Raw genomic sequence first — 20,367 nt, 5'->3', positions numbered from 1 at the left:
CTCTCCCGCAGGCGGGAGGGGCTGGAAGGCCTGCTACCTGCGACAATGTGCGGCATTGCACGCCGCGACGAACGCCATGCCCGACATCCTCGTTCTCTACTACAGCCGCGGCGGCTCGGTCGCCAGGCTCGCCCGGCACGTCGCCCGCGGCGTCGGCGAAGTCGACGGCATGTCCGCGCGCCTGCGTACGGTGCCGCCGGTGTCGGCGGTTACCCAGGTCGCCGCGCCGCCGGTGCCCGAGGACGGCGCACCCTACGTGCAGCCGGCCGACCTTGATGAATGCGCCGGCGTGCTGATCGGCAGCCCCACCCGCTTCGGCAACATGGCCGCGCCGCTCAAGCACTTCATCGACGGCCTCGGCGCGCAGTGGGCCAGCGGCACGCTGGTGGGCAAACCGGCGGCGGCGTTCACCTCCACCGCCACCATGCACGGCGGCCAGGAGTCGACCCTGCTGACCATGCTGCTGCCGCTGCTGCATCACGGCTGCCTGGTCGCCGGCATTCCGTTCATCGAGTCCGCGCTCAACACCACCCGCAGCGGCGGCACGCCGTACGGCGCCAGCCACGTCGCCGGCCTGCAGGACGACCCGCAGCCCAGCGACGAAGAAGCACAGCTGGCGCGCGCCCTGGGCCGGCGCGTGGCCACCATCGCGGCGAAGCTTGCATGAGCGCGCCACGCTCGCGGATCGTGCTGGCGGCGGCGCTGCTCGCGCTGTCGGTGCTGTACGCAACCTGGTTCCACGACGACCGCCACCGGCTGGCGGCGATGCTGGTGTTCGCCCTGCCCCCGCTGCTGGCGCTGGCCGGCGTGCTGCGCGGCGGCGCCACGGCGTCGAAGGCCGCGTTCTGGGCCGGCGTGCTCGGCCTGTTCTGGTTCTCGCACGGGGTGATGATCGCCTGGAGCCACCGCACCGACGCCGGCTGGGCCTGGGCGGAGATCGCGCTGTCGCTGGTGGTCATCGTGGCCGGCAGCTGGCCGGGGCTGCAGGCACGGTTCGGGCGCCGCTGATGACGATGCGCGCGTGCGTCCTGCTCCTCCTGCTGTCCGTCATGGCCCCGGCGCAGGCGCAGGTCGATGCGGACGCGGGGGACGGCTACTGCTCGCCGCGGCCCGTCGAACAGGTCCGCAACAGCGACGGCAGCGTCCTGGCACTGGCAACCGAATGCCCCACGCCGGACCTGCGCCGCCACGTGGTCACGCTGGACTGCGCCAACGGCCGGCGCTGCGACCGCATGGAACTGGAGCAGCCCGGCGAATACGCATTGACAGGCGGCGCCCGGATCATCGACCTGGGCGACGACGGCATGCACGAAATCGAGGTCACCGGCTCCTGCGGCGCGGGGCCGAATTGCGAAGGCGATGTCTACGCTGTCGACCCGGACGCGGGCAAGCTCGTCCACCTGTTCAGCGGTGGCTATTCGGAGCTCTTCACGCGTGATGGCTGGCTGGTGGAAAGCGGTCGCGCGAGTTGCTGCGCCTGGGAGTACCACCTCTGGAACCTCGGAGGAAACCACACCTTGCCGTTGGGGGAATACGACACCATGGACCTCATGGTAAAGGTCGGCGCCATCATGGACGAGGAGGGTTTCGATTGCGTCTTCCTGCGCGGCAGCGGCGATAATTGGCAGGCGGTTGCCCCGCCCTCGCCTGCGCTCGAAACTCTGTGCGAGGTCTATGACAAGGACTACCGCCTCAAACCCCCGGACCCCACGCCAGGCGCGGAAGCGCGCCGGCAGGAGCAGTGAAATGGAAGAGCTTCTCGTCGTCACCACCGGCGGCACGATCGACAAGGTGTACTTCGACGACAAGTCCGACTACCAGGTCGGCGAGCCGCAGATCGGACGCATCCTGGAAGAGCTGGGTGTGGCGTTCCGGTTCCGGGTGATCCCGATCATCCGCAAGGACTCGCTGCACATCAACGCCAACGACCGAGAGCTGCTGCGTGCCACCATCGCCGCGCAGCCGGCGCGGCACGTGCTGGTCACGCACGGCACCGACACGATGGTGGAGACGGCGAAGGTGCTCGCTTCGATCCCCGGCAAGACCATCGTGCTGACCGGCGCGCTCAACCCCGCGCGCTTCCGCGGCTCGGACGCCGAGTTCAACATCGGCTGCGCGGTCGGCGCGGTGCAATCGCTGCCCGGCGGCGTCCACATCGCCATGAACGGCCGCATCTGGGACCCGCTCAAGGTGCGCAAGAACGTGGACGCGAACAGGTTCGAGGCGGTCTGACGCCGCACGGGTCAATCCGGCAGCCTGGAGGCCCCGGCGCGCGCCGGAATCTCCTTCTTCCTCGGCCTATTGCCGGGGCAACCCACTGGAAGCGGCCGCCCAGCCGCCATGTCCGATGTGCTGGTGGTCGCTTGCGCACCGCTTGCACGCGGCGGGCAGCCGGCGGAACCGCGGGCCCGGCCCGAAAGACAACGGCCGGGGCCTTGGCCCCGGCCGTTGCGTTCCCTGCGGCCAGGCGGCCGCGCCCTGTCAGAACGTCACGCTCCAGCCGACGAGCGTGCCGGTGTCGCCCTTGCCGCGGTCGGTGACGCGCAGCTTCCAGGTGCCGTCGAGATCTTCGGCCGACAGGTCGATGCTGTAGCTGCGCACCAGGTTGTCGGTACTGCCGCCGCTGCGGTTGTGCAGCAGGTAGGTGCTGCCGTCCGGCGCCACCAGGTCGACCCGCAGGTCGCCGGTGTAGGTGTGGCGGATATCGACGTCGACCTGCGCGTCGGCCGGCGCCTGGCCGCTGCGGCCGGACACCGTGACCGGGCTGAACACCGTGGCGTAGTCGTCGATCGCGTAAGCGGTGTCATTGGCATACGTCTGCATGCCGCCGCCGTCGTCACCACCGCCACCGGCGGCGTAGTCGCCGACCAGGCTCACGCCCGAGAACGCCGAGTAGCCCTTGATCCGCACGTGCCAGGTCCCGGCCGACGGCGACGCGAAGCTGCAGCTCTCGGCGTTGCCGGACTTGTAGGGGCGGCAGTCGTAGGCGCTGTCGGTCGGCGCGCTGCCGAAGCGCACGTACAGGTCGGCATCGCCGCTGCCACCGGACAGGGTGAACACCAGGTTCGCCGCGCCCGCCGGCACCTCCATGGTGAAGTCCAGCGATTGCCCGGCCGCGCCGGACAGCCCGTCCTGCGGCACGCCTTTTTCGAGAACGCCGCCACCGGTGTCGCCGCCGCTGACCGTCACCGCCACGGTCCTGCTGTCGCTGGCGCCGTCATCGTCGGTCACCGTCAGTGTGACGTCATAGGTGCCGGGCGCGGCGTAGGTGTGGACCGGGTTCGCGTCGGCCGACGTGCCGCCGTCGCCGAAGTCCCAGTCGCGCGTCGCGATGTTACCGTCGCTGTCGCTCGACGCATCGGTGAACACCACCGACAGCCCGTCCGGGACGGCGCTGAAGTCGGCCACCGGCGGCACGTTTTCGTCGCTGCCGCCACCGGCACTCTTGGCCAGCTCGCCGAGGAAGCCCAGGCCCAGTTTGGCCAGCGGCACGCTCGGCGCGGCGGTGTCGCCCATGTTGGCCAGGGTGTCGTCCGGCGTGTGGATGTCGTTGTTGAAACCGGCCTCGAACATCATCGTCGACGGGAAGCCGGCGCTGGTCCACGAGGCATGGTCCGAACACGCATAGCCGCAGGTGTAGGTACTGCGGGTCAGGCCCAGCGGCGCGAGGTACTCGTCGAACACGTCGCGCACGAACTGCTGCAGCCCGGCGTTGCTGTAGTCGGTGATCAGCTGCATGTCGCCGCTGGCGCCGACCGCGTAGTTGGTCATGTCCAGCTGCAGCACGCCGACCACGTTGACGCCCTGGTCCTGGAACGATTGTGCGATGGCGTTCGAGCCGCGCAGGCCGACTTCCTCGGCGGCGTAGCCCATGAACTTCACCGTGCGCCTGGGCTGCCAGCCGCTGGCGAGCGCGACGCGGAGCACCTCGGTGAGCGTGGCGATGCCGGAGGCGTCGTCGTCGGCGCCCGGCGCGTCCATGTTGTCGCCGCTGCCGGACCAGGAGATCGAGTCCAGGTGGCCGCCGAGCACCACGACTTCGTCGGGCAGTTCGGCGCCCTGCACGGTCAGGATCACCGATGGCTGGGTCGAGCAGTCGCTGCAGCCGGTGAACAGTTCGGCGCTCACGTCGTTGCGGCCATCGGCCAGCGACAGCCAGGTGTCGCGGATCCATTCGGCTGCTGCCTTGCCGTGGGTGCTGCTGTAGTAGCGGTTGGGCCACGCCGTCGACAGGTGCTCGATGGTGGCGTGGATGTTCTCCTCGCTCACCTGCGGCAACCACGGGCCGACCGTGGCCTGGTTGTCGACCGTGTAATCGGCGAGGAACACCGCGTTGCGTGCCAGCGCGGAACGGTCGGCGGCGATGAACGCCTCCGCCTCTGCGAGGGTCGGGAATGCGAAGTAGCCCCCGCAGCGCTTCTCGTGCACGTGCACGAACTCGCTCACCTCGCCGAGCTGGTGGGCCTGGACGCGCGCCAGTACCAGCGGGGTACCGACGCTGTCGCGGCGTTCGACGCCGTCGCCGGCGATCGCCTGCAGGCCGCCGCGCCAGGTGTCGCGCGAGGCGACGATGTAGACCGGCGCGAACGGATCGGACTGCCGCGCCAGCGCGGCGGTTTCATCCGCGTGGTGGTCGTGCGGGGATGCGCCGGCGTGCACGGCGGGCGCGCCGGACAGCAGCGCGCCGGCGAGCAGGCCGGCGAGCAGGGAATGCGGTTTCATCGGGGTTGCTCCTTGGCGGCCAGCCGCGCGGCGCGGCAGACCGGGTTGTTCGGGGACGGAGATGCAAAGCGTCCGGCGCCGGAAAAGCCCGGACCGGAAAGCACGGAAAGCGGACCGTGCCGACCGGCGGGCATCCTGCCCCGCCGGCCGCCAGGCCCGCTTGCGCGGAAACGGGGCCCCGGTCCTTCGACCGGGGCCCCTGCACTGCTGGTCAGAACGTGATGCTCCAGCTGTCGATCTTGCCGGTATCACCGCCGGCATAGTCGGTCACGCGCAGCTTCCACGTGCCGTTGAGGTTTTCGCTCGACAGGTCGCCGGTATAGGTGCCGATGATGTTGTCGGCGCTGCCACCGGTGCGGTTGTGGATCCCGTACACACTGCCGTCCGGCGCGACCAGGTCCACCTTCAGGTCGCCGATGTAGGTGTGTTTGATGTCCACGCTCACCGAGCTACTCGTCGACGCCTTGCCGCTGCGGCCGGACACCGTAATCGGGCTGTTGACGGTGGCGTAGTCGTAGATCGTGTAGTCGGTCGAGTTGCTGTAGGTCTGGGTTCCGCCGCCACCGCTTCCGGTGGAGTAGTCACCGACCAGGCTCACGCCCGAGAACGCCGAGTAGCCCTTGATCCGCACGTAGTAGGTACCCGCCGACGGTGCGGCGAACGTGCAGCTCTCGCTGTTGCCGGCCTTGTACGGACGGCAGTCCCAGGAGTTGTCGGTTGGCGCGCTGCCGAACTTCACGTACAGGTCGGCGTCGCCGCTGCCGCCCGACATCGTGAACACCAGGTTCGACGCGCCGGCAGGGACGGCCAGCGTATAGGACAGCGACGTGCCGGACGAACCGGACTGGCCGGTCACCGGGACGCCCTTGCTCAGGACAACGGTACCGGGACCCGGACCCGGGCCGGTATCGCCGTCGCAGCTGACGCCGACGCCGGCGAACGCCGAAGTCACGTCGGCGACGGTGAAGCCCAGGTCGCTCGCGGCTTCCTCGACGCCGCACGCGCCGTCGTCGAAGTTGGTGCTCGGCGTCCAGTAGTCGCGGTTGGCGCGGGCGAAGGCCTGGAATGCCTTCTGCGTGTTCCAGCCGCTCTTGTTGGCCAGCAGATAGAACGCCTTGTTGTACACGCCCGACGAGTAATGCACGTCCAGGCCGTTGTAGTAGTCGTCGGCGTGGCCGATCGAGGCGCCATCCTGCGGCGGGTTGGCCATGTAGCGCAGCGCGCCATTGCCCTTGAAGATCTGCGCGCCGACCAGGAAGTCGTTGCTGCCGCCGTTGAAGAAGTACTCGGCGGCCTCGCCGGCCATGTCCGAGAACGCTTCGTTGATGCCGCCGGGCTGGCCGGAATAGTTCAGGCCGGAGTTCTGTTCGGTGTAGCCGTGCGAGACCTCGTGCGAGGACACGTCCAGGCTGACCAGCGGGTAGAACGTGTTGCGGCCGTCGCCGAAGGTCATCGACGAGCCGTCCCAGAACGCGTTCTCGTAGTTGTTGCTGTAGTGCACCTTCATCGTCAGCTTGAAGGTCAGCGGCGACGAGCCGACGTAGGCGTCGTACATGTCGAAGATGACCTTGCCGAAGTAGTGCGCGTCGTTGAGCGGCGAGTAGGCGCCGTTGATCGACTTCACCGTGTTGCGCGGGCAGGTGTACGAGAACGCGGTGCTGCCGCTGGTGCCGTGGTTGAGGTTCACCGTCTTGACCACGGAATTGTCCATGGTGCAGTTGTTGCCGCTCTGCGCCACGTCGAGATAGCCGTAATCGGTGCCGTATTCGTACTGGCCGGTCTTCTGGTTGCCGCCGGGGCCGGTGCCGATCTCGGCATTCTGCAGGTTCTCGTACTGCTTGAGGATGCGGCCGCTGTTGGCGTCGATGATCACCACCGGCCGGGTCGGGCTGCCTCCGTTGGCGGCGTCGGCGAAGAACGTGACCACGTACGCCAGGTGCGCGCGGTCGTTGTCGTCGACGTAGACCATCTGCCGGCTTTCCTCGCGCTCGACGTGCATCGCCAGCAGGCGGCTGCCGAGCGTTGCGCGCTTGGCGGTGGCCAGGGCCTGGTCACTGGTCAGCTTCGGCGCGATCGTGGCCGGGAGTTCGCTCTCCAGGCCTGCGATCTTGCGGCCGAACATCGCGCGCACCTGGCCGTTGGCGTCCTCGCTGACGACGATATGCTCGCCGTACACCGGGATGCCGTGCCATGTTTGCTCGTAGCGGTAGTTGCGCGCGCCGTCCTCGATCTGGCGGGCGCTGATCACGTTCAGCGCCGAATCGCTGCCGAGGTCGAGCATCTCGGCGTGGCGCAGGTTGGCCTGCTTGCTGACGCCGATGGCCGTGCTGGCCTGTGCGTACTGGCTGTTGATGGCTGCCACGTCCTGCTTCTGCAGGTTGACGCGGGTCGCGGCCTGCGCCGACACGGCCGCAAGCGCGAGCGCCAGCGGTGTCACGACGTACAGACCGAGCGGGTGCTTGGTGGAATGGGTCACGATTGGTTTTCTCCCGAATGGTTGGATGGCCGGCCGCCTCATGGCGGCCGTTCTTGTTTCCAACTGCACCGGTGCGGGCTTGCCCGTCCCTCCCGCATCCGGCTGGAGCACTGCTTGTGCGGGACCCGGCCCACCGGCGACGACGGCCCCCCGTCCGCTGGCTCCGGGCTCCCTGCAGCTTCTTCAGGTATCGATCGTTGGTGCGTCCGACGAAATTCCGGCAAGGCGCGCCGACGATGCTGTCGACGCGGCCGCCACGCGCGGCCTTCCGGGACCTGGCCAGGGTCTCCGCGCCGCGCCTGCCTCCGCGCAGTCCGGCCTGGCGGCCGGCACGCGGAGGTGGGATGCAACGCTGGAGTGACCCGACATCGACAGCCTCATGCCTGGAAGGATCGCCGTGACCGGCAAGCCGGCGGACCGTGTCGAACTCCCTGTCCGCCGGGAAATGAGGACGCATGACGCAATGCGTCCTTAATCGACAATATCGGACAGTTCAGAAGCGATTCACGCTGCAACCGCAGCATTTTTCGGCGATCAATAGTGACATTAATCACAAATATGGAATGTAGACGGTTACATCCGGAACTATTCCGGAACCGCTGCCCGGCAGATGCCGCCAAGGTTTGCCGCAAAACGGCCGCGGCCGGGGGCGATCCGGATCGGCCGCCCTCGGCGCCGCATGGCGCTTACCATCGGGGCTTTCCCGTCAGGCCTCCCGATGACGCAACAGACAACGACTCCCGGCGCCCCTGCGGCCGATCCGCGCCTGGCCGGGCTCCCGGCCAGCGCCGTGGCGCACGTGCAGGCCGCGCTGCAGGCGCTGCAGCGCGGTGATGCGGACACGGCGCTACAGCAGGCCGGCCGGGTCCTCGCCGGCACCCCGGACCACCCCGAGGCCCTGCGCCTGGCGGGCATCGCGCATGCCGTGGGCGGCCGCCACGAACTGGCGCGCGACGCCCTGCAGCGCTCGCTGGAGCGACGCCCGGGCGACGCCCTGGTGCTGATCGATCTGGGCAATGCGCAGCAGCGCTGCGGCGACCGGGAGGGCGCACGCGCGAGCTGGCGCAGCGCCGCCGCGCTGGCGCCGGCGCACCCGATGCCGCCCTACAACCTGGGCCGCAGCCTGCAGCTGGAGGGTCGGACCGACGCGGCGATCGAGCTGCTCTCGCAGGCGGCCGGGCTCGCGCCGGACTTCATCCCCGCGCGCATCCTGCTGGCCGACGCGCTGGTGCACGCCGGCCGCCTCGACGAGGCCGACGCGCAATACCGCGAGGCGCTGTGGCGCAATCCGGCCTGCGGCGACGCCTGGCGCGGGCTGGCCAACCTGAAGACACGGCCGCTGTCGGAGGAAGACCGCGAGCAGCTGGCACTCAATCACGACCGCGCCGACATCGGCGAGCCCGACCGCGTGGCGATGGGCTACGCGCTGGGCAAGGCCTGCGAGGACCACGGCCGCCACGCCGAGGCCCTGGCCGCCCTGCAGTCGGCCAACGGACGGCTGCGGCGCGAAGCGCCGTGGGACGCGGGCGCCTTCGGCGCGCGCGTGGACGCGATCATCGCCGCCACGGCGCACCTGCCCGCGCCGGTCGAGCCGTTGCCCGGGCGCGAAGCGATCTTCATCGTCGGCATGCCGCGCTCGGGCTCGACGCTGTTCGAACAGATCCTCGCCGCGCACCCCGAAGTCGAGGGGGCGAGCGAACTGCCGGACCTGGAACTGGTGCTGCGCGGGGAATCGACGCGGCGCGGGCAGCCCTTCCCCGCGTGGGTCGCGCAGGCCACCGCCGGCGACTGGCGGCGGCTGGGAGGCGAATACCTGGAACGCACCGCGCGCTGGCGCGAACGGTGCCCGCGCTTCACCGACAAGATGCCGGAGAACTGGCTGCACGCCGGCGTGCTGCGCGCGATGCTGCCCGGTGCGACGGTGATCGAGACGCGCCGCGACCCGCTCGAAACCGCGTGGTCCTGCTACAAACAGCACTTCTACCGCCTGCCGCATTTTTCCTGCGACTTCGACGACATCGCCGCCTTCATCCGCGACTGCCAGCGGGCGATGGACACGTGGCGCGAACGCGACCCGGGCCACGTCCACCTGCAATCCTACGAAGCCCTGCTGCGCGACCCGGAAGGCGTCATCCGCGCACTGCTCGACGCCTGCGGGCTGGCCTTCGACCCGGCGTGCCTGCGCTTCCACGAAGCCCGCCGCAGCGTGCGCACCGCCAGCGCCGCGCAGGTCAGGCAGCCGCTCGCGGCCGATACCGGGCGCGTCGACGGCTACGGCGAACTGCTCGCCCCCCTGCGCGCCGCGCTGGCCCGCGCCGGCCTGTCCGGCACCTGACGCCTCTTCCCGGCACCAGACACCCGGCAACCGGCCGAAAAAAACGGGCGGGGACAATGCCCCGCCCGTGCGTGCTTCCTGCTGTTGGCATCCTTACCGGTCGACGTCCCTGCCCGTCGGCGTCCTGCCCCCTGCTTCCGTGCTTCCATCCGACTCCGGTCCCGGCACGCGGCCGGGACCGGGCACGGTCAGAACGTCACGCTCCAGCCATTGAGCGTGCCGGTGTCGCCCCTGCCGTTGTCCTTCACGCGCAGGTTCCATTCGCCGTTGAGGCTCTCGCCCGACAGGTCGACGGTGTAGGTCATGTCGATGTCGTTCGAGCTGCCGCCGGTGCGGTTGTGCAGCACGTACACGCTGCCGTCCGGGGCGATCAGGTCGACCTTGAGGTCGCCGATGTAGGTGTGCGAGATGTCCACGCTCACCTGCGTTTCGGCCAGGCCGCTGCCGGTGCGACCGGACACTTCGACCGGGCTGCGGACCGAACCGTAGTCGTTGATCACGAAGTCGGTGTCGTTGTCGTAGGTCTGGACTTCGTCGTCCGGCGGGTCGCCCGGATCGCCCGGGTCGCCGTCATCGCCTTCGTACTCGCCGACCAGGGTCACGCCGCTGTACGCCTGGTACGCCTTGACCCGGACGTAGTAGGTGCCTTCCGACGGGGTCGGGAACTCGCACACTTCCGAATTGCCGGACTTGTACGGACGGCAGTCGTACACCGTGTCCGTGGCTTCCTCGCCGAACTTGACGTACAGGTCCGCGTCGCCCGTGCCACCGGAGATGGTGAAGCTCAGGTTCGACGCACCCGCCGGCACGTCCAGCGTGTAGCGCAGCGCGTGGTTGGTCCCGATCTCCAGGCCCGTCACCGGCACGCCGTTCTCCAGCGCGACCGGATCCGGGTCGGGCGGCGGGCCGCCGCCGCACTCGACGTCGACGCCGGCGAACGCCGCGGTCACGTCGGCCTTGGCGTAGCCCAGGTCCTCGGCGGCCGTCTCGACGCCGCAGGCGCCGTCGTAGAAGTTGGTGCTCGGGGACCAGTAGTCCCGGTTGGCCACGGCGAAGGCCATGAAGGCCTTGTAGGTGTCCCAGCCATCGCTGGTGGCCAGCAGGTAGAAGGCCTTGTTGTAGACGCCCGACGAATAGTGGACGTTGAGGCCGTCGTAGTAGTCGTTGGCGCTGCCGATGGAGATGCCGTCGAGGGTCGGGTCTTCCATGTAGCGCAATGCTTCGCCCGGCGCCTTGAAGATCTCGCCGCCGATCAGGAAGTCGTTCTCGCCCTTGAAGAAGAACTCCGCGGCCTCGCCGGCCATGTCGGAGAACGCCTCATTGATGCCGCCCGGCTGCAGCGAGTACTCCAGGTCGGAGTTCTGCTCGGTGAAGCCGTGCGAGACCTCGTGCGCAAGCACGTCCAGGCTCACCAGCGGGTAGAACGTGTTGAAGCCGTCGCCGAAGTACATCGTCTGCGTGGCCGGCTCCCAGAAGGCGTTCTCGTAGTTGGTGCTGTAATGCACCTTGAGCGTCACCTTGTTGGTCAGCGGCGAGGTCTCGAGGTAGTCGCTGTACATGTCGAACACGACGTGGCCGAAGTAATGGGCGTCGTTGAGCGGCGAGTACGCGCCGTTGATTTCCTCCACCGTGTTGCGCGGGCAGGTGTAGGTCCACGGCGTGGAGCCGCTGGTGCCATGGTTGAGGTTGACCGTGGTGACCTTCTCGCTGTCCATCGTGCAGTCGGTGCCGTTTTCCTGCACGTCGAGGAAGCCGAAGTCCGTGCCGTACTCGTACTGCCCGGTCTTCTCGTTGCCACCGGGGCCGGTGCCGATCTCGGCGTTCTTCAGCGCGTCGAACTGCTTGAGGATCGCGCCGCTGGCGGCATCGACGATGACCTTGGGGCTGGTCGGCGAACCGCCCTGCGGGGCATCGGCGAAGAACGACACCTCCCAGGCCAGGCGCGCGCGGCCGTCGTCGCCGACGAAGATGACCTGGCGGCTCTTCTCGCCCTGCACCTTGAGGCCGAGCAGGCGGCTGCCGAGCGCGGCGCGCTTGGCCGAGGTCAGCGCCTGGGCGCTGCTGATCCGCGCCGTCATCGACGGCAGGTCCTGGTCGAGGCCGTCGACCTTGCTGCCGAACAGCGTGCGGACCTGGCCGCTGGCGTCCTCGCTGACGATCACGTGCTCGCCGTAGACCGGTACGCCCTGGAAGGTCTGCACGTAACGGCTGTTGCGCACGCCGTTGGCGTTGGTATGGCTGCCGATCAACGACAGCGCCGAGTCCGTCCCCAGGCCCAGCATCTCCGCATGGCGGACGCTGGCCTGCTTGCTCACGCCGATCGCGACGCTGGCGTTGGCGTACTGGCTGTTGATGGCGGAAACATCCTGCTGGTGCAGGTTGACGCGGGTGGCGGCCTGGGCCGACATCGCCATGCAGGCGAGTGCGAGTGGCGTCAATGCCACCAGCGCCAGGGAACGCTTCTTGGAGTTAGTCACTCTGTGGGTCTCCCGATAAGTTCGACACGCATAAGTTCGACAAACGGCCGGCCGGCTGGCCGGTCTTCCCTTGTTCTCCAACGGCTGTGCCGGCCACCCCCCGCGGCCGGCACACCCTTGCTGCTGTCCTGGGCCGGCCCGCACCGGGCGCCCGCGGTCCCTCGGGACCCTTGGGCGCGATGGAGTGCCGATGCCCCCCGCAGCTTCTTGCCGCACGAACCTCCTTCAACGAATAAATGGAACCAGGCGCGGAACCCGTCTGGAGATCAGCCCCGCGACTCCCCATGGCGCAGGTCTCCCGGTTGCCGGAGCCGACCGGCCACCGCGGACCCGGTGGGTGGCGGAAGGCGGCTGGCGAGGTGGCCGGAATGGCCATGCCGGAGCGATTCCGGCATGTGACCTGCACGTCCCGATACTGACGAAAAATGGCAACTTATCGGGCGTTCAGCTGGAATAATCCGGCATCGATTACATGATTTGTGACTCAAGTCACAATTCCAGACGGAACCGGCACGATCCCGGGCCCCGCTGCCGCGAGAGCGGATGGATTGAGGAGGTGTTGGGCGGAGGCCGGCGGGACCGGGCACACCGGCGGGCTACAGCATGCCGGTCTCGAGCTTGGCCGAGTCCGACATCATGTTGCGGTTCCACGGCGGGTCGAAGACCAGTTCGACGTCCGCTTCAGCAACGGTCGGAATCATTTCCAGCTTGCTGCGCACGTCGTCGACGAGGATGTCGCCCATGCCGCAGCCGGGCGCGGTGAGCGTCATCTTCACTTCCACCAGCCGGCTGCCGTCGTCGCGGTGGGTGACCTGCGCTTCGTAGACCAGGCCCAGGTCGACCACGTTGATCGGGATCTCGGGGTCGAAGCAGGTGCGCAGCTGCTGCCAGACCAGCTTCTCGACCGCGTCGTCGCTGGCGTCGTCGGGCAGCGACAGCGGCTCGGTCGGCTCCTTGCCGATCGCATCGCCGTCCTCGCCCGCGATGCGGAACAGGTTGCCCTCGATGAAGACGGTGTAGCTGCCGCCGAGCGCCTGGGTGATGTAGCCGATGCTGCCGGCCGGCAGGGTCACCACGTCGCCCTGCGGGACCAGGACGGCGGTGCAATCGCGTTCGAAGCGGACGGGTTCGCTGCTGCGGGAGTACATGGTGTTCGAAGGCCTGCGTCTGTTGCTGTCGGGCGGGTCGCTTCCGCGCGACGGCGGTACAGGCCCTAAATGGTGGCGGTGCGCCGCCACGCAAGGACGCCATTGTATCGCCGCGCGGGCGGTATCCTGTCCGGCTTTCGTCCCGACGGCCGCACGATGCCCGCCTCTTCCCCGCAACGCATGCCGTTGCTCGCCCCGTTCCTGCTGCTGCTCGGCAGCGCCGGCATGGCCGCCGCCTGGATCCTGGCCGCGCGCATGGGCAGCGGGCAGCTGAGCTGGATCGCCGTGCTGGCCGCGCTGGATGCCGCGCTGATGCTGCGGCTGGGCGGCATGCGCGGCGGCTGGGCGCGCGCGGGGCTGGCGGTGCTGGGCACGGCGCTGGCCATCGCGCTGGCCAACTGGGGCATCGTGGCCATGCAGATGGGCGCGCCCATGGGGCTGCTGCCGTGGGAATCGATGACCCGGCTGGGCCCGGGCTTCATCTGGACCCTGACGATGCTCGTGAACGGCCATGCCGACTTCGCCTGGTGGGGCGCTGCGCTGGTCGTCGCGGCAACGGTTTCGCGCTGACCGGAAAGATTTCGTCGAGGCAGCGTTCGAACAGCACCAGCGCCTGTTCGATCTCGGCGACGGACATCCCGCCGTAACCCATCACCAGCCCGGCGCGGCCACAGGGACGCAGGTATAGCGGCGCGATCGAATACAAGCCGAGCCGCGCGCGGCGGGCGTGCTCCACCAGCGTCGCCACCTCGGCATCGCTGCGTCCCGGGAACCAGACCACGAAATGCATGCCGGCCCGCGAGTCCTCGATCAGCAGGCGCCCGCGGCCGCAGGCGCGCAGTCCATCGATGAGCACCCGGCGGCGCTCCTTCAGCACCTGGGCACTGCGCCGCAGGTGGCGCTCGAAGCCGCCGTTGTCGATGAACTGCGCCAGCGCAGCCTGTTCCACGCCGGGCGAGGAGAAGTCGCTCATCCATTTCGCCGACGTGAAGTCGCGCTGCAGCTGCGGCGGCATGATCAGGTAGCCCAGCCGGATCGTCGGCGACACCGCCTTGGAGAAGGTGCCGACGTAGATCACGCGGTTGTGGTCGTCGAGCGAGCGCAGCGCCGCCAGCGGCTTGCCGTCGTAGCGGAACTCGCCGTCGTAGTCGTCCTCGAAGATCCAGGCATCGTGCCGGGACGCGTAGTCGAGCAGTTCCATGCGTCGCTGCAGCGACATCACCGCACCCGTCGGGAACTGGTGCGACGGCGTCACGCAGACAAGCTTGGCGCCGCCCTCGGGAAGGGCCGCGCACACCAGGCCTTCGTGGTCCACCGTCGTGGTGTGCATGCGCGCGCCGTGCGACTGCAGCACCTTGCGGATCGCGGGGTAGTGCGGCTCCTCGATCGCGACCAGGTCGCCCGGATCGACCAGCACGTCCGCGATCAGCGCGATCGCCTGCTGGGTCCCGGCGACGATCAGCACGTCCTCGGGCCGTGCATGCACGCCGCGCCGGCGGGCAAGGTAATCGCAGGTCGCCTCGCGCAGCGCCGGCAGGCCGCGGATCGGTGCATATCCGGGCGCCGTGTACTGCGCCGCGCGCGAAAGCTCGCGGGCCCAGACCGTGGTGAGCATCGGGTTGGTCATCGGCTCGCCGCACTGGAAGGCATGCAACACGCCTTCGGCGACGACCCCGCCGAAGCCCTGGTGGCACTCGCGCATGCGCCTGGCGAAGGCCGACTGCGGCGCGATACTGCCTTCCACCGGCTGCGCCGGAGGCCGCGCGCGCGGCAGCGACGCGGCGATATAGCTGCCCGAGCCGACCCGGCCCTCGATGAAGCCCTCGGCCCGCAGTTGTTCGTAGGCGGCCATGACCGTGTTCCGGGACATGCCCAGTTCGCGCGCCAACTGCCGCGTCGCCGGCAACCGGCTGCCGGCCACCAGGCCCGATCGCATCGCCGCCTTCAGCGCCCGCGTCAGTTGCGCGTGCAGCGGTCCGTTTCCGTCGAGTTGCAGGTGCATGGCGTACTCCGCCCGGGATTGGCCCCATTTCAATCGCAGCAATTGGCCCTTGATAGTGCCACTTCCGTCGTTCCTGATAGGGCCAATCGTCGCAATCCCCGGATTTGCCGGAAAAGCAGGAACTCGCCATGCCGATCACCCTGTCACCCACCGCCCTGCATCCCGCCGCACGCGCGCGCCAACGGTCCCTGCCCTGGCTGCTGCTGGGCGGCTACACCGTCGCCACCCTCGACGTGCTCTGCGCGATCGCCTACTGGGCACCCCAGGGCGTGGGCGCGGGCCGGATCCTGCAGACCTTCGCGGCCTGGTTCCTGGGCCCGGCCGCGTATTCGGGCGGGGCCGCCACCGCCACGCTCGGCGCGCTCGTCTACGGACACCTGATGTGGGGCGTGGTGGCGCTCTACCACGCCATTGCCAGGCGCCATCCGGTCCTGCTGCGGCGGCCGATCCTGTGCGGTGCGGCCTATGGCGCGGTTGCCTATTTCGCGATCTTCGCCGGACTTGCCTCGCTGCTGGCCGGCAAGCCGGCCAGCCTCGGCGAACCGGCATGGATCCTGACCTGCATCGTGGTCTACATGACCCTGGTCGGCATTCCATGCGCGCTGTTCTCGCGCGCAGCGGGCGCGCGACGGCGGTAGCAGCGACAGGATTGGCCCCATCCATGGCGGCCGGGTTGGAACTGGCAGGCGTGCGGAAGAATGCGTCCAATCGCGCCTCCGCCGCAGCCCGAGGTAACGCCCCATGCCAAGCCACCTTCCCGCCCGGCAGCTCGCCGTCGTCGCGCTTGCCGGCATCGTCGCCGGCACGCTCGACCTGGTGTACGCATCGACGTTCTGGGGAATCCAGCTGGGCTTCACGCCGCTGCAGATCCTGCAATCGGTGGCCGCCGGCTGGCTCGGGCGCGACGCGGCCTACGGTGGAGGAGTGCCTGCCGCACTGCTTGGCGCCACGTCGCACTACGCCATCGCGATCGCGATGGCGATGGCCTTCTTCCTCGCAGCCCGGCGCCGGCCGGCACTGGTACTGCGGCCTGCCGTATACGGCGCGCTGTACGGGCTCGTGCTCTACGCGGCGATGACCTACGTCGTGGTGCCGCTGTCCAATGCCGGCAGCGGCCAGCTGCCGGCGTGGCGCTGGGAAAACCTGTCCCACATCGCCGGCCACATGGTCCTGGTCGGCATTCCCTGCGCGCTGGGCGCACGGCGGGCGCTCGTGCCGAGCAACGCACCCTGAAGTCATGCGCGCCCGCCGCGGGCTCAGTCCGGGTCCTGCGCCGGGCAGGCATCAAGCGGCAGGGCCAGTGCCTGCATGCCTTCTCCGGTCCTGCCCGATTCGGCGAACAGCACCAGCCCCATGTGCGCGGCATCGGCCATCGACGGCCAGCGGATCTGCACATCGTCGGACAACGACGCCGCATCCATGCGCCACGGCCCCACCAGCGCGCGCACGACGCGGTCGTGGTCCAGCACGGCACCCTTGTTTTCGCCGGCCTCGATCCGGCTGCTCAGTCCATCCTGGTACAGCGCCAGCCACACCAGCAGCGGTTCCGCTCCGTCCCCGGCCGCGCGCGACGCGCCGACGCCGACGTGCAGCGCGTCGTCCGTCCTGGACACATCCAGCGCCAGGTCGACCGCCGCGGGCCGCGCACGCACGCGCTCGAGCGTTGACCGCAACCGCGCGGCATCCTGCCACTTCACACGCACGTCGCTGCCGATCATCACCTGCGGCGTGTAGGTGACCTTCTGCTTCGCCAGCGTGATGCGAAGGTCCTGGCGCTGGCTGTAGGCGTGGTCGGCGAACCGGTCCGGCCAGCCGAATTCGTCCCAGTAGTCGACGTGGAACGCCAGCAGCGCCGCCTGCGTTGGCGATGTCGTGCGCGAGAGTGCCGAGAACCAGCGGTCGGCCGGCGGGCATTCGTTGCAACCCTCGGCGGTGTAGATCTCCACCAGCGGCAGCACCTGCGCACCGCTCTCCACCTTGCACGCGCCGGCGGCGCAAGGCGTTGCGGCGATCGCGAGCAGCAGGGCTGCAAGCATCGGGTCGCGTCGACTCATGGTTCCTCCGGGGCTGCGCCAGCCACGCGAGCGTATTGCGGCAGCCCCGCCCGCGATGTGCACCGCTTGCGCTCCTGCAAGGCCCGGTGGCGCACGCCGGGCGTCGGTGTCGACTCCCCAATCGCGGCACATCTTTTTCATCCGGGGGCGCGCAGCACGCCTGGTTAAGGATTCGTAATTTCGAACCGGTCCCTCCTCCGCCCAGCTCGCGGTGGACGGCTTCCTTCATTTTTCCAAGACCTGGAGATCGAGATGACCTTGCAAATCCACCGGCTTCACGGCGCGATCCTCGCGGCGCTGGCGGCGTCCCCGCTTGCGCTGGCGGTTGCGCAGGACGCCCGCGCGCAGGACGCGGAGCCAGCGGGCCAGCCCACCACGCTCGACCGCATCGAGGTGACCGGCTCGCGCATCCCGCGCGCGGAAATCGAAAACGAGCAGCCGATCATCACCATCAGTCGCGCCCAGATCGAAGAGCAGGGCTTCAACTCGGTCGCCGATATCCTGCAGAACCTCACCTCTTCCGGCTCGCCCGCGATATCGCGCTCCATGGCGCTCTCGTCCGGCGAGGACGTGGGTGGCTATTTCGTCGACCTGCGCAACCTGGGGCCGCAGCGCACCCTGGTGCTGCTCAACGGCAAGCGCCTTGGCGTTTCGTCCGCGGGCCTGCAGGACCTCGGGCAGGTGCCGATGTCCGCGATCGAGCGCATCGAAGTCCTCAAGGACGGCGCCTCGTCGAACTACGGTTCCGACGCCATCGCCGGCGTGATCAACGTCATCACCCGCCGCAACTTCGAAGGCGCCGAGTTCAACGGCTACGTCGGTGCGTTCGACGAAGGCGAGGCCAAGCAGAACTACAGCCTCACCATGGGCGCCAGCAACGACCGCGGCGGCGTCACCATCAGCGCCGAGTACGCCAAGGACGATCCGGTCTACGGCAAGGACCGCGAGTTCTCCAAATACGGCAACAGTCCCGACATCCCGTACGACGGCTGGAGCCTGGTCAGCCAGAACGGCGTATGGATCGGCCCGCTGGGGGCGGACGGCGCGCCGGTCGGCGGCCCCTGCCCTTCCGGCTACTGCACCCTGGACAGGGGCACCGATCCGCGCAATCCGGCCAACTACCACGACCTCACGCTGGCCGAGCGGGCCAATGCCAACGAACAGATGATGGTGCAGACCGGCGTCGAGCGTAAGTCGCTTTTCGTCAGCGGCTTCTACGACATCTCCGACAGCATCCGCTTCACCACCGACATCGGCTACAACCGCCGCACCACCGACCAGCAGATCGCCGGCTACCCGGGCCAGTACTACTACGGGCTGATCTCCGCCGACAGCTACTTCAATCCATCTCCCGGCGACGACCAGGCCTGGTTCCGCCGCTTCTGGGAAGTGCCGCGCACGACCGAGAACCAGCTCGACACCTTCCGCGTGACCCTGGGCCTGGAAGGCACCCTGGAGTTCGGCGAGGACCGCCTGTGGAACTGGGACGTCGGCTTCCTCTCCAACGAGAACACCAACAACAAGCAAAACCACGGCGACGCCTACCTGCCGGCATTGCAGGCCGCGATCGGACCGTCGTTCTACAACGCCGAAACCGGACGCGTGGAATGCGGCACCGCCGCCGACCCGATCGCCTATGGCGGTGCGCTCGGCGCCGGCGAGTGCATCCCGTTCAACCCGCTGCTGCCGTTCGGCGAAGCCGGCGACGGGTCGCTGGCCAATCCGACCCTGCAGCAGTTCCTGTTCCCCGAGTACCACGACCACGGCACCACCAGGACCACCGACTACACCGCCAACCTGGCCGGCACGCTGTTCAGCCTGCCTGCCGGCGACCTGGGCCTCGCGGTCGGGGTCGAGCACCGTCGCGAGCAGGGCCGCTTCGTCCCCGACGCGGTCAACCAGGTGGGCCAGAGCACGGGCCTGCCGGCGACCACCACGGCCGGCAGCTACGATCTCGACGAAGCCTATGTCGAACTCGAGATCCCGGTCCTGGCCGACGTGCCCGGCGCCAGGGAACTGACGTTCAACGTTGCCAGCCGCTATTCGGACTATTCGAACTTCGGCAACACGGTCAACAACAAGTTCCAGATGCGCTGGCGCCCGATGGACGGCCTGCTGGTCCGCGCCACCTACGCCGAGGGCTTCCGCGCGCCGTCCATCGAGGACCTGTATGGCGGGACCGGCGGCACCTATGCGTTCTACATCGACCCCTGCCAGGCGGGCTACGCAGGCGCGGGCAATGCCCGCTGCGCCCAGGACGGGGTACCCGCCGACTACGTGCAGCTCGGCCAGGGCAACATCCCCTGCACCGCGGTTCCGTGCCAGACCAACAACCAGTTCGTGACCGGGTCCAACCCGGACCTGACCGCGGAGCTGGCCGAGTCGAAGACCGCCGGCATCGTCTGGAGCCCGAAATGGGTCGATGGCCTGGACTTCACCCTCGACTGGTACAAGGTCACGATCGACTCGGCCATCGTCGCCGAAAGCCCGACGACGATCCTCAACGATTGCTACCTCAACAACATCGAGTCGCGCTGCGCCACCATCCAGCGCAGTGCGAACAACCACTCGGTCACGTCCATCTTCCTCGGCCTGAGGAACATCGGCACCATCGAGACCGAAGGCTACGACCTGGGCGTCAACTACCGATTGCCGGAATTCGCGATCGGGCAGTTCAACCTCAAATGGCAGACCTCGTACACCAGCGTGTTCGACCAGCGGGCCGACCAGGAACCCGACACCCGATACGTCGGATTCGTCGGAACTCCCGGCGTGTTCCGCGTGCGTTCCAACTTCGGGCTGGACTGGAGCCGCGGCGACTACTCGCTGAGCTACATGGCCCGCTACTACTCGGGCATGAAGGAAGAATGCGCATCCGACCCGAGGAAGCCCTGCAGTGATCCCGACCACGTCGATGTCTACGGCAACCCGCAGCCGCAGAACCGGACGGGTTCGAACGTGTTCCACGACCTCCAGTTCGCGGTCAAGCTGCCCTGGAACGCCACCGCCTCGCTGGGCGCCAACAACATCTTCGACCACATGGGCCCGCAGATGTACTCGCAGCCCAACAGCAGCTTCGCCTACTACGGCGGCTTCGACATCGGTCGCTTCTGGTACCTGAAGTACCAGCAACGCTTCTGACGCAGCGCCACG

The 20,367-nt window shown here is 68.7% G+C and carries 15 protein-coding genes; 9 read left to right on the top strand and 6 right to left on the bottom strand.

Going from position 1 to position 20,367, the window contains the following annotated elements:
* Positions 1-76 precede the first annotated feature (76 nt).
* From wrbA to ABD679_RS04010, 4 genes are read left to right on the top strand one after another with little or no spacing between them, the layout of a single operon-like run.
* Positions 77-667, top strand: coding sequence for an NAD(P)H:quinone oxidoreductase (wrbA, locus tag ABD679_RS04025; RefSeq protein ID WP_344758646.1), 591 nt, complete (start codon positions 77-79; stop codon positions 665-667).
* The gene (locus ABD679_RS04020; RefSeq protein WP_344758645.1) at positions 664-1,008 is read left to right on the top strand and encodes a DUF2069 domain-containing protein; all 345 of its coding nucleotides are present in this window, start codon (positions 664-666) and stop codon (positions 1,006-1,008) included. Before wrbA ends, ABD679_RS04020 begins: the two co-directional genes overlap by 4 nt.
* Positions 1,008-1,745, top strand: a complete 738-nt coding sequence (locus tag ABD679_RS04015; RefSeq protein WP_344758644.1) for a hypothetical protein — start codon at positions 1,008-1,010, stop codon at positions 1,743-1,745. Before ABD679_RS04020 ends, ABD679_RS04015 begins: the two co-directional genes overlap by 1 nt.
* A 1-nt stretch (position 1,746) precedes the next feature.
* A complete protein-coding gene (locus ABD679_RS04010) occupies positions 1,747-2,232 on the top strand; it encodes an asparaginase domain-containing protein (protein WP_344758643.1) in 486 nt (161 codons plus the stop codon).
* 249 nt (positions 2,233-2,481) lie between these two features.
* Here ABD679_RS04010 and ABD679_RS04005 read toward each other — a convergent pair whose 3' ends face one another.
* Both ABD679_RS04005 and ABD679_RS04000 read right to left on the bottom strand, forming a co-directional pair.
* Positions 2,482-4,722: a M20/M25/M40 family metallo-hydrolase gene (locus ABD679_RS04005; RefSeq protein WP_344758642.1), complete on the bottom strand. Its 2,241-nt coding sequence runs from the start codon at positions 4,720-4,722 to the stop codon at positions 2,482-2,484.
* Between the two features lie 211 nt (positions 4,723-4,933).
* On the bottom strand, positions 4,934-7,198 hold the full coding sequence (locus ABD679_RS04000; protein WP_344758641.1) for a M4 family metallopeptidase: 2,265 nt from the start codon (positions 7,196-7,198) through the stop codon (positions 4,934-4,936).
* A 718-nt stretch (positions 7,199-7,916) separates the two neighbouring features.
* On the opposite strand from ABD679_RS04000, the gene ABD679_RS03995 reads away from it, so the two are divergent.
* Entirely contained in the window at positions 7,917-9,533 is a 1,617-nt protein-coding gene (locus ABD679_RS03995) for a tetratricopeptide repeat-containing sulfotransferase family protein (RefSeq protein WP_344758640.1), read from the top strand.
* 188 nt (positions 9,534-9,721) lie between these two features.
* Here the strand turns inward: ABD679_RS03995 and ABD679_RS03990 are convergent, their stop codons facing one another.
* Both ABD679_RS03990 and sufT read right to left on the bottom strand, forming a co-directional pair.
* The gene (locus ABD679_RS03990; protein WP_344758639.1) at positions 9,722-12,010 is read right to left on the bottom strand and encodes a M4 family metallopeptidase; all 2,289 of its coding nucleotides are present in this window, start codon (positions 12,008-12,010) and stop codon (positions 9,722-9,724) included.
* Between the two features lie 596 nt (positions 12,011-12,606).
* Positions 12,607-13,158, bottom strand: coding sequence for a putative Fe-S cluster assembly protein SufT (gene sufT, locus ABD679_RS03985; protein ID WP_344758638.1), 552 nt, complete (start codon positions 13,156-13,158; stop codon positions 12,607-12,609).
* 156 nt (positions 13,159-13,314) lie between these two features.
* Here sufT and ABD679_RS03980 point away from each other — a divergent pair, with 156 nt between their 5' ends.
* Complete coding sequence (locus ABD679_RS03980; RefSeq protein ID WP_344758637.1) at positions 13,315-13,728, top strand: hypothetical protein; 414 nt, start codon at positions 13,315-13,317, stop codon at positions 13,726-13,728.
* Here the strand turns inward: ABD679_RS03980 and pdxR are convergent.
* Positions 13,637-15,160 carry a MocR-like pyridoxine biosynthesis transcription factor PdxR gene (gene pdxR / locus ABD679_RS03975; protein WP_344758636.1) on the bottom strand — a complete coding sequence of 508 codons (1,524 nt, stop codon included), beginning with the start codon at positions 15,158-15,160 and terminating at the stop codon, positions 13,637-13,639. The two genes, ABD679_RS03980 and pdxR, sit on opposite strands and share 92 nt — an antisense overlap.
* Before the next feature lie 128 nt (positions 15,161-15,288).
* Here pdxR and ABD679_RS03970 point away from each other — a divergent pair, with 128 nt between their 5' ends.
* Together ABD679_RS03970 and ABD679_RS03965 are read left to right on the top strand one after the other, a co-directional pair.
* Complete coding sequence (locus tag ABD679_RS03970; RefSeq protein ID WP_344758635.1) at positions 15,289-15,798, top strand: hypothetical protein; 510 nt, start codon at positions 15,289-15,291, stop codon at positions 15,796-15,798.
* 103 nt (positions 15,799-15,901) lie between these two features.
* Complete coding sequence (locus tag ABD679_RS03965; RefSeq protein ID WP_344758634.1) at positions 15,902-16,393, top strand: hypothetical protein; 492 nt, start codon at positions 15,902-15,904, stop codon at positions 16,391-16,393.
* Between the two features lie 23 nt (positions 16,394-16,416).
* Here ABD679_RS03965 and ABD679_RS03960 read toward each other — a convergent pair whose 3' ends face one another.
* Positions 16,417-17,214, bottom strand: coding sequence for a DUF1223 domain-containing protein (locus ABD679_RS03960; protein WP_344758633.1), 798 nt, complete (start codon positions 17,212-17,214; stop codon positions 16,417-16,419).
* Between the two features lie 252 nt (positions 17,215-17,466).
* On the opposite strand from ABD679_RS03960, the gene ABD679_RS03955 reads away from it, so the two are divergent.
* Positions 17,467-20,355, top strand: a complete 2,889-nt coding sequence (locus ABD679_RS03955) for a TonB-dependent receptor plug domain-containing protein (protein WP_344758632.1) — start codon at positions 17,467-17,469, stop codon at positions 20,353-20,355.
* Positions 20,356-20,367: the final 12 nt, after the last annotated feature.

It is taken from the genome of Luteimonas lutimaris (genome assembly GCF_039537065.1).
In the GTDB taxonomy this organism is placed as follows: domain Bacteria; phylum Pseudomonadota; class Gammaproteobacteria; order Xanthomonadales; family Xanthomonadaceae; genus Luteimonas; species Luteimonas lutimaris.
The sequence above is the reverse complement of the archived record's forward strand: the minus strand, read 5'-3'. Positions and strand labels throughout refer to the sequence as shown.